Genomic DNA, 3,220 nt, shown 5'->3' with positions numbered 1-3,220 from the left:
TCGCGGTCACGGGCGCGCGCTCGGCGGTGCTCGAGGGCACGAGCCGCTACGAGGCGCAGGACGGCACGGTCGATGCGGTCAAGGCCGAGGCGATCGCCGATGCGCGCCGCTTCAGCGCCGCCGCCGGCGCGATCGCCGGCCGCCTGGGCACCGGGCTCGCGGTCATGCCGGGCATCGAGATCCGCAGCGCCGGCGACCTGGCGCTCAACGGCGACTGGAACCTGTTCGCCGATCTGCCGGGCGCGCGCGACGGCACGCTGACCCTGCGCGCCGGCGGCAACCTGCTGATCAACGGCCACCTGAGCGACGGTTTCGACGTGGCGGACCGCAGCGGCGTGCTGCAGCCCGGCGCCTCGTGGAACCTGCGGCTGGTGGCCGGCGGCGACCTCGACTCGGCCAATGCGCTGGCATTGCGGCCGCTGGCCGCGCAGGCCGCGGGCAAGGGCTCGATCGTGATCGGCACCGCCAACACCGCGCAGCCGAGCGACAGCGATCCCGCGCCCGATAACGGCGCCGGCAAGCTGGTGCGCACCGGCACCGGCGACCTCGAGGTGCGCGCCGGGCGCGACCTCACGCTGGCGCACAAGGAGTCGGCGATCTACACCGCGGGCCGCAAGGACACGACGGTGTGGAGCGACTTCACCACCGCCAACCCGAAGGCCAGCTACGGCATCGACGGCGGCAACCTCGACATCGGCGTGCAGGGCAGCATCGACGCCGCGCCCGCGGGGCAGCGCTTCACCGAGTGGCTCAACCGGCAGGGCACGCTGAATGCGCAGCGCTATTTCGGCGAGTACGAGAACGGCGAGCTGGGCATGCGGCCCGATGGCAGCTTCGGCCCCCTGATCCACCCGACCGAGCAGTCGAGCTGGTGGATCGACTACGGCCGCTTCCAGCAGGGCGTGGGCGCGCTCGGCGGCGGCAACGTGGCGGTCCATGCCGGCGGCGACCTGCGCAACCTGCTGGTCGCGCTGCCCACCAACATGCGCGTGCGCGGCGGGCTCTCGGCGGGCGAGGCGATGACCGTCGAGATGCGCAACGGCGGCGCCATGCAGGTCGAGGCCGGCGGCGCGATCCGTGGCGGCCAGTACTACGTCGCGCGCGGCGCGGGCGAGATCCGCGCGGGCGAGACCGCGGTCGGCCGCACCGTGACCCTGAGCCGCGACGACAGCATGGGCGGCATCACGCGCACCAGCTACGGCGTGGCGCCGGTGCTCGCGCTCGGCGATGCCACGCTGAGCCTGCGCACCGCCGGCGACCTGGTGCTGCAGACGGTGGTCGACCCGCTGCTGGTCACCTACGGCGAGGGCCTGCGCCCCGACGGGCAGCAGCTCAACTACGGCGCCTACATGAGCGGCTACACCGACCGCAGCGCGCTGAAGCTGGTCTCCACCGGCGGCGACATCCACTTCGTCAACCGCGCGGAGTTCATTTTCCGCGACGTGCAGCTGCGCAGCTTCGACCACGACACGCTGGTCGGCTTCGGCGGCAACCGCTATCCGGCGCGGCTGTCGGCGGTCGCGCTCAATGGCGGGCTGTCGATCGAGGGCCCGCTGTACGTGCTGCCGGGCACCACCAACGACGTCTCGCTGGCCGCGAAGAACGACATCCGCTTCGCGGCGCCGCTCGCGATGGCCTATGCCACGCCGGCGATGATGCCCTCGCCGACCATGCCCGCCGGCGCCGGCTCGCCCTTCAGCCAGATGAACATGGAGGACATGCTCGACAACTGGATCAACTGGTCGGGCGCTTCCTTCATCAAGGACCCGTACCTGCGCAGCGTGAGCAATCCCTCGGTGCTGCCGCTGGCCGGCGACTACGAGCCCAGCCGCATCTATGCGGCCGAGGGGTCGATCTTCGGGCTCGACCTCAAGGCCAACGAGCAGACCTGGGTGCGCGCGGGCAAGGACATCCGCGGCGTGCGCGTGGCGGGGCGCAACCTGCGCGCTTCCGACACCACCTTGCTGGAGGCGGGCAACGACATCCTGGCCACGGTGCGGGTCGATCCGATCGAGCGCGAGAACGCCATCAGCAACAGCCTGACCGGCAACATCGAGATGCAGGGCCCGGGCACGCTGACGCTGGCCGCCGGCCGCGACGTGTACGCCGACAACCTGCAGGTGCGCACGGTGGGCAACCAGCGCTACGACCGGAACAACCGGCCGCAGCCCGACACGCAGATCAACGGCCTGCCCTCCAACAGCGCCGCGATCACCGTCATGGCCGGACTGAGCGGCGCCGTGGGCTACGACGCCTTCGCCGCCGCCTACCTCGATCCGGCCCGCGTGGCCTCGATGCCCGACTACCTCAAGACCCGCGCGCCCGACGGCACGCAGGTGCCGATCTACCTGGTGGACCAGCTCGAGACGCGCCCCGGCGGGCAGGAGAAGACCGTGCGTCGCGGCCTCGTGTCGTACATGAAGGACATGACCGGCGAGACCCTCGCGCCGCTCGATGCCTGGACGCGCTTCCAGGCGCTGCCCGAGCCGGCGCGCCAGCAGTTCCTGCGCCAGGCCTTCCTGCTCGAATTGCGCGAGGCCGGCCGCGACCAGAACGAACCGGGCACCGGCGGCCTGCCGCGCAACGGCGGCTACAACCGCGGCTACGCGGCGATCGACACGCTGTTCCCGGGCAAGGACTGGAAGGGCGACGTGGCGGCCAACACCTTGATGCTGCGCACCATGGCCGGCGGCGACATCAACGTGCTCACGCCCGGCGGCGGACTGCAGGTGGCCGCGCTCGGCGCCACCGTGCCGGCCGGCTACGGCCTGGTCACGCTGGCCTCGGGCCACATCGACATCTTCGCCAAGGACGACGTCACGGTGAACCAGTCGCGCATCCTGTCCTTCGTGCCCGAGGTGACGAAGCAGGGCAGCGACCAGATCATCTGGTCCACGGTCGGCAACATCGACGCCGGCCGCGGCGCGAAGACATTGCGCGTGCCCTCGGCGCCCGAGGTCGTCACCGACCTCGACGGCGTGACGGTGGTGCGCGAGAAGTCGGACATGAGCGGCAGCGGCATCGGCACCGTGGGCGACGGCGACGTCGACCTGGTCGCGCCCAGCGGCACCGTGAATGCCGGCGATGCCGGCCTGCGTGTGGCGGGCAATCTCAACATCGCCGCGCTGCAGGTGCTCAACGCCGACAACATCCAGGTCAAGGGCGAGACCAAGGGCCTGCCGGTGGTCGCGGCCGTGAACGTCGGCGCGCTGACCAATGC

The 3,220-nt window shown here is 71.6% G+C and carries 1 protein-coding gene; it reads left to right on the top strand.

Annotated elements, in window-relative coordinates; genetic code table 11:
* Positions 1-3,220: filamentous hemagglutinin family protein (locus tag AC27VN_RS36935; RefSeq protein WP_490879853.1), on the top strand; the 3,220-nt coding region annotated here is incomplete at both ends.

This window comes from Variovorax sp. 20P10.2.4 (assembly GCF_058244205.1).
The sequence above is the reverse complement of the archived record's forward strand: the minus strand, read 5'-3'. Positions and strand labels throughout refer to the sequence as shown.